Raw genomic sequence first — 5,835 nt, 5'->3', positions numbered from 1 at the left:
GCTGATGGCCACTTTTTCCATAACCGTGTTTTTTCACAGGAGATGTCTGTTCACAAAACGGGCATCTTACATCAACTTTAGCCACTGTATTCCACATCCAAAACCGGATATTTCACACTGCAATCAACATATTGAATACACTACACGATAACATTTGTTCTTCCCTTGGCTCCCCAGTTCTTCAGGCCAAAACACCGTTGACCTTTTGGGGAATAGCCGTGAGTCCGTGGGGTATCGTGTGGAAAACAACTTTCATCAATAAAAACAATAGGGTTACCTTCTTTTTTATACTGTTGTTTTTTGTTGAAATGCTTGCCGGGCGCTTTCGTCGGCTTTCGGATGACGTAGAGTTTTTTACAGGTCAATCCCAGCTTTTTAAGAGCTTGCCAAATGGCCTTGTGACAAACGCCAAAACGCTCTGCACGTTCTTTTTGGTAAGCATCTGGATATTGTTCAACATTCTTTTATCAACTCGGATTTATCGATCTTTCGCTGACGCGTGGTCGATGCTTTTGACTCTATTTGATTAATCCAACGCGATACAGAGGCAGGGCCAATCCGAAATTGCTTCGCTGTTTCTCGGATACTCAACCCTTCTTCTTCCCGTGTAGATATAACTACACGCCTAAAATCAATTGAATAACTCATTTAAATAATGTAATAAAAATTAAGTCGTTTAGCTGTAGATACCCATGCCAGAATGAGTTAGGAGAACATGGATCTATCCTTAGTCAATTTTTAAATGTGTACAGCGTTGAGTACATAAAATATGATTTTCGATGATGTTAACATTGCAACAATATGATATACAATAAAATTGATATAAAACAGCTTATTTCACTGTGCAATATTGAGAAAGAGCGCCATTTTGGACGTGCGGCGGAGGCCAGTTTCGTCAGCCAGCCCACGCTCTCTATGCGGCTGAAAAACCTGAAGCGCGAGCTTGATTTGGCGCTGATTAATCGCGGTAACAATTTTGAAGGGTTCACGACGGAGGGTGAGCGCGTTTTGGCATAGTCGCGTGAAATCGTTTCGATTTATCAGGGATTGAAGTTGGAAGTGGCATCGCTTAAGCGTGACGTGAGCGGCGTATTGCGCATTGGTGCGGTGCCGCAATCGGGAATGGTGATGTCGCAGCTGTTGGCCGCTGCTCATGAGATCTATCCACAGCTCGACTATCAGGTCTCCCTGTTCAGTGCGGACCAACTTCTTGAAGCGCTCAATGCCCACACGGTTGATATCAGTCTGGGATTTTTCGAGCTTACCACGCTCAAAGAGCTGGCTTTTCAGGCGGCCCCCGTACATCGCAGTGAGATTTTGCTGGTTTACCACCCGCAAGCATTCCCACAGATGGTAGGAGAGACGCCGTTGGCATTAGTGGATTTGGCGGATGTGCCGCTGTGTCTGGCTGAACCCAGCCGCTATTTTCGGCGTTATCTCGATGGACACTTTAGTGAGTCAGGTGTGACGCCAAAGATCAAAGTGCCTCGGTGATGCAATTGATGCAAAGCGTCTTTTTAGGATTGGGCTGTGCCGTCGTGCCTCAAGGGAGTCTGTTGCCGGAAATGACACCCGCACTGCGTTTTCGCCCACTCACACTGCCGCCGATGCAGCGTCAGGCGGCGCTGGTTGTGGCTCCAGTTGGCAAGGTTACTGCCCTGGCACAAAATTTCTTTGTTTTCGCACAAACGTGGCTGGCAGAAAACGCAGGTTGAGTTTGGACGAAAAAAAACCACCGGATGCCAGTGGTTTTTACCGATAGCGGTTGGAAATTAATCCAGTTCCAGCTCATTCATGGCGGCGATATTGAAGCCTCCATCCACGTGCAGGACTTCACCGGAGATACCCGCAGCCAGATCAGAGCACAAGAACGCAGCCGTATTACCTACGTCTTCAATGGTGACCACACGGCGGATAGGCGTTACCGCCTCGCAGTGGGAAAGCATTCTCTTGAAGTTTTTGATGCCAGACGCAGCCAGCGTGCGGATGGGACCAGCGGAAATGGCGTTAACACGCATACCTTGCGCGCCCATGGCGTTAGCCATGTAGCGAACGTTGGCCTCCAGAGAGGCTTTTGCCAGACCCATCACGTTGTAGTTCGGGATAGCGCGCTCGGCACCGAGGTAGGAGAGTGTGACCAGCGCGGAGTTCGGGTTCAGCATGGCGCGGCAGGCTTTTGCCATCGCCACGAAGCTGTAGGAGCTGATATCGTGCGCAACGCGGAAACCGTCACGGGTCACGGCGTCGACGTAATCACCATCCAGTTGGTCGCCTGGAGCGAACGCGATGGAGTGGACAAAACCGTCAAAGGTCGGCCATACGTTAGCAAGTTCGGCAAACAGCGCTTCAATGCTGGCATCCTCCGCAACGTCGCACGGCAGTACGATTCTGGAACCCAGCTCTTGTGCGAAGCCTTCAACACGCGATTTCAGCTTGTCGTTCTGGTACGTAAACGCCAGTTCAGCGCCTTCGCGTTGCATCGCCTGTGCGATACCGAATGCAATTGAGCGGTTACTGGCAACACCCGTTACCAAAATGCGCTTACCGGTTAGAAAACACATAGCAGTAATCCTTGTGATTATAGTTGCTGCGAACGCCTGCACAGAATGCGTTAATCAGGGCGTTCGAAGTGAGTAAACCGGGCGATTCTAGCATGGTTGCCCCCCCTTGGGGTACTCCGAGCAGTATCGCCCGCGCGTTTGCCACGATGTCGCGCTGGCTAATCCGGCTAAAACTGCGCGCCGTCACGGCGCCAAGCATCGGCACTGAGCGCTTCGCCAAAGTGGCTGGCAATCAGGCGTTTGGTCAAATCGTGTAGCGGCGCGGCCAGCACGTCTGCGGTGCTGCCTCGCTCGACCACTTCACCGTCATGCATTACCATGATCTGATCGCTGATGTGCTTCATCATGCCCAGATGCTGAGTGACATAAATATAGGAGATGCCTTGTTCTTCCTGAAGTTCCAACATCAAATTAATGAGTTGCGAGCGCATCGACATATCTAATGAGGCCAGTGCCTCGTCAGCGACGATCACCTTGGGCTGCAAGATCAACGCCCGTGCCAATCCCACGCGCTGTTTTTGGCCGGGTGCCAACGTTTGCGGGTAGTAGTAGGCGTGATCAGGGCGCAGGCCTACCTGTTGCAACGTCTGGTTGATCATTTTTTCCCGCTCGTGACCGTTTAATATGGTATTCAATCGCAGCGGCATATCAAGCAGTTGGCAAATACGCTGGCGTGGATTGAGCGCATTGCCCGCGTCCTGAAAAATCATGCGCACCTGCTGGCAACGGAAGCGATAATCGCCGTAGCACAAAGGATGATCGTTAATCAGCAGTTCACCGGAGGTCGGTGGGATGACCCCCGCCAGCATTTTCGCCAGGGTCGATTTGCCGGAGCCGTTCTCACCGATAATCGCCAGCGTCTGCCGTTCACGCAGCGTGAAACTCACGGATTTCACAGCTTCAACGTGTTGGCGGTGAAATAACCCGGTGCGGTAGCGGAACGTTTTAGTCAGGTTGCGCGCTTCGAGCAGAATCTCATCCATTATTGCTCCTCCTTATTAAGCGGGAAATGGCAGGCAACCCAGTGATTTTTGGACGATACCAACAGTGGTGTTTGCATGCATTTTTTCTGCGAGTAGGGGCAACGCGGACCGAGACGGCAGCCTACCGGCAGATACTCTAGTGACGGAATAGCGCCCGGCAGCGTGTTGAGTCTGCTTTTGTGCGGCAACGAACGCCCGAAATCGGGCATGGCGCGGATCAGCGCCTGGGTGTAAGGGTGGTGCGGTGCGGTGATCAGCTCTTCACTTGGCGCGCTTTCCACCGTTTGTCCACAGTAAAGCACGTTGATGCGATCGGCCCATTTACTCATGGTTTGCAGGTCATGACTGATCAATAAAATGGTGGTGTTATTGTTTTGATTCAGTCGCGACAGAAGCCGGAAAATCTGCGCCTGCGTGGTCGATTCCATCGCATTGGTCGGTTCATCGGCGATCAGCAGACGCGGCTGGTTCGCCAAAGCGATGGCAATCATTACCTTCTGGCATTCACCCTCCGTCAATTCGTAGGGGTAACTGCGCATGATATCCTTGTGATCCTTAATTCCTACCCGGTGCAACAGTTCGATGGCGCGGCGTTTGCGCCACTGAAAGCGTTGCCACCAACGACCTTTGTAGGTCCAGCCGGGAATGGCAAGCATCAGCTGTTTGCCTATGTGTTCGGAGGGATCGAGACAGGATTGCGGCTCCTGAAAAATCATCGACACGTTGTGGCCCACCAGCTTACGCCGTGCACGGGGTGAGAGTTGCAGCAAGTCGATATCATCAAAGCGGAAGCGGTCAGCCGTCACCCGCCAGTTATCTTTGGTTACGCCGCAGATGGCTTTCGCGATAATGCTCTTGCCCGAGCCCGATTCTCCCACCAGGCCGCGGATTTCCCCTTCGGTCAGGGTAATGCTGACGCGATCGACGGCCTTGACCGGACCGTCGGGCGTAAGGAATTCAATGGTCAGATTACGAATATCGAGTAGTGCCATGGTTCGTCTCCGCCATTAATCCATTTGTGACAGCAGGGAACGGCGGATGCCATCGCCCAGCAGATTCACAATCAGTACGCTGAGGGTAATGGCTACACCCGGCAACATCACCGTCCAGGGCGCGGCATAAACCAGTTCCAGCGAATTACCTAACATGGCGCCCCATTCGGGCGTTGGCATTTGGGCGCCCAGATCGAGAAAGCCCAGTGCTGAAATGTCCAGAATGGAGATAGAGAGTGCGCGGGTAAACTCGGACACCAGCACCGGCCCGATATTGGGTAACACCACGTACCAAATGATATAGCGGGTTGATGCACCGTCTAATCGGGCGGCGATCACATATTCCTTATCCATCTCATCGTGCACGGCGGTGCAGAGCGTTCTCACCATACGCGGCAGCAGCGCCAGCCACACGGCCAGCATAGCGTGCGTCAAATCCGGGCCGATAAAGGCGATCACCACGATAGCCAGCAGCAATGACGGTATTGACAGCAACGTATCAAGGATATGGTTTAATAATGCGGAACGCAGACCGTGCGTTACGCCAGCTAATGTACCGAGCACAATGCCGCAGAACGCCGCCGCATAGGTGACGATCAACGCTGAACCGACGGTCGCCGCAGTACCGGTCAATAACCGGCTTAATAGATCGCGCCCCAGATCGTCTGTACCGAGAAAGAAGGACACTTCCCCGTAATGTGACCAGGAAGGCGGCAGCAATTGATAGCCCAGAAATTGCTGATCGACGGCATAAGGGGCGATAGCAGAGCCAAACAGACACAGAAACAGCAGCGCCAAAAAACCGTACAGCCCAATCATCGCCAGCGTATCGCGATGGAAAAATTGCCAGATATCCCGCACGCGGCTGGGCAGGCGCTTTTCACTGTAAACGTTATCGAAGGGCATATGATTTCACTTGAACGGCTCTTTATGCATGTTGTGTTACTCTACTTATATCAATCATATCATTACGTTGTGTCAGAAAAATACCGAGACAAAGTAGAGGTTATCTTTGATTTACACGGGCTGAATATCAGGCTCGCGATTTCCTGTGGCGCGGCCTTTTTACCATAGCGCTGAGGAAAGAAGTCCGTAGCGTTAAGCATAGGTGATTATCCTTCTATATCACTGTCGCAGGCAAGAGAACACAGGTGGCAATTGGCTTTGTTGAATAAATCAGAACTTGTAACGACTGCGCCCCATACGGGTCGATTGTTACGTGATGCGAATACTGTTCGGCATTCCTAATAGCGTGATCCGGTTAAGCGCTTTGACCATGGCCATGGCTTCACCCACCTG

At 51.9% G+C, this 5,835-nt stretch carries 6 protein-coding genes and 3 pseudogenes; 1 reads left to right on the top strand and 8 read right to left on the bottom strand.

Going from position 1 to position 5,835, the window contains the following annotated elements; genetic code table 11:
- From QZ506_RS10935 to QZ506_RS21585, 3 genes and pseudogenes are all read right to left on the bottom strand, one after another.
- The coding region (locus tag QZ506_RS10935) for an IS1 family transposase (RefSeq protein WP_367273008.1) at positions 1 to 85 on the bottom strand (85 nt) is incomplete at its 3' end.
- A 55-nt stretch (positions 86 to 140) separates the two neighbouring features.
- Positions 141 to 449, bottom strand: a pseudogene (locus tag QZ506_RS21590) (IS630 transposase-related protein); the annotation flags it as partial.
- Between the two features lie 4 nt (positions 450 to 453).
- Positions 454 to 648, bottom strand: a complete 195-nt coding sequence (locus QZ506_RS21585; protein ID WP_367273007.1) for an IS630 transposase-related protein — start codon at positions 646 to 648, stop codon at positions 454 to 456.
- Positions 649 to 816: 168 nt separating this feature from the next.
- On the opposite strand from QZ506_RS21585, the pseudogene QZ506_RS10930 reads away from it, so the two are divergent.
- Positions 817 to 1,715: pseudogene (locus tag QZ506_RS10930) on the top strand (LysR family transcriptional regulator).
- Positions 1,716 to 1,772: 57 nt separating this feature from the next.
- Here the strand turns inward: QZ506_RS10930 and fabI are convergent.
- The 5 genes and pseudogenes from fabI to QZ506_RS10905 all read right to left on the bottom strand — a co-directional run.
- On the bottom strand, positions 1,773 to 2,561 hold the full coding sequence (gene fabI, locus QZ506_RS10925) for an enoyl-ACP reductase FabI (RefSeq protein ID WP_291971051.1): 789 nt from the start codon (positions 2,559 to 2,561) through the stop codon (positions 1,773 to 1,775).
- Positions 2,562 to 2,728: 167 nt separating this feature from the next.
- Positions 2,729 to 3,544 carry a putrescine export ABC transporter ATP-binding protein SapF gene (gene sapF, locus QZ506_RS10920; RefSeq protein ID WP_291971049.1) on the bottom strand — a complete coding sequence of 272 codons (816 nt, stop codon included), beginning with the start codon at positions 3,542 to 3,544 and terminating at the stop codon, positions 2,729 to 2,731.
- Positions 3,544 to 4,536, bottom strand: a complete 993-nt coding sequence (gene sapD, locus QZ506_RS10915) for a putrescine export ABC transporter ATP-binding protein SapD (protein ID WP_291971047.1) — start codon at positions 4,534 to 4,536, stop codon at positions 3,544 to 3,546. The genes sapF and sapD overlap by 1 nt, the downstream gene beginning before the upstream one ends.
- A gap of 15 nt (positions 4,537 to 4,551) precedes the next feature.
- The gene (sapC, locus tag QZ506_RS10910; protein WP_291971046.1) at positions 4,552 to 5,442 is read right to left on the bottom strand and encodes a putrescine export ABC transporter permease SapC; all 891 of its coding nucleotides are present in this window, start codon (positions 5,440 to 5,442) and stop codon (positions 4,552 to 4,554) included.
- Positions 5,443 to 5,751: 309 nt separating this feature from the next.
- A pseudogene (locus tag QZ506_RS10905) lies at positions 5,752 to 5,835 on the bottom strand (lipoprotein); the annotation flags it as partial.

This window comes from Candidatus Symbiopectobacterium sp., from assembly GCF_020054415.1.
Lineage (GTDB): Bacteria > Pseudomonadota > Gammaproteobacteria > Enterobacterales > Enterobacteriaceae > Symbiopectobacterium.
The sequence above is the reverse complement of the archived record's forward strand: the minus strand, read 5'-3'. Positions and strand labels throughout refer to the sequence as shown.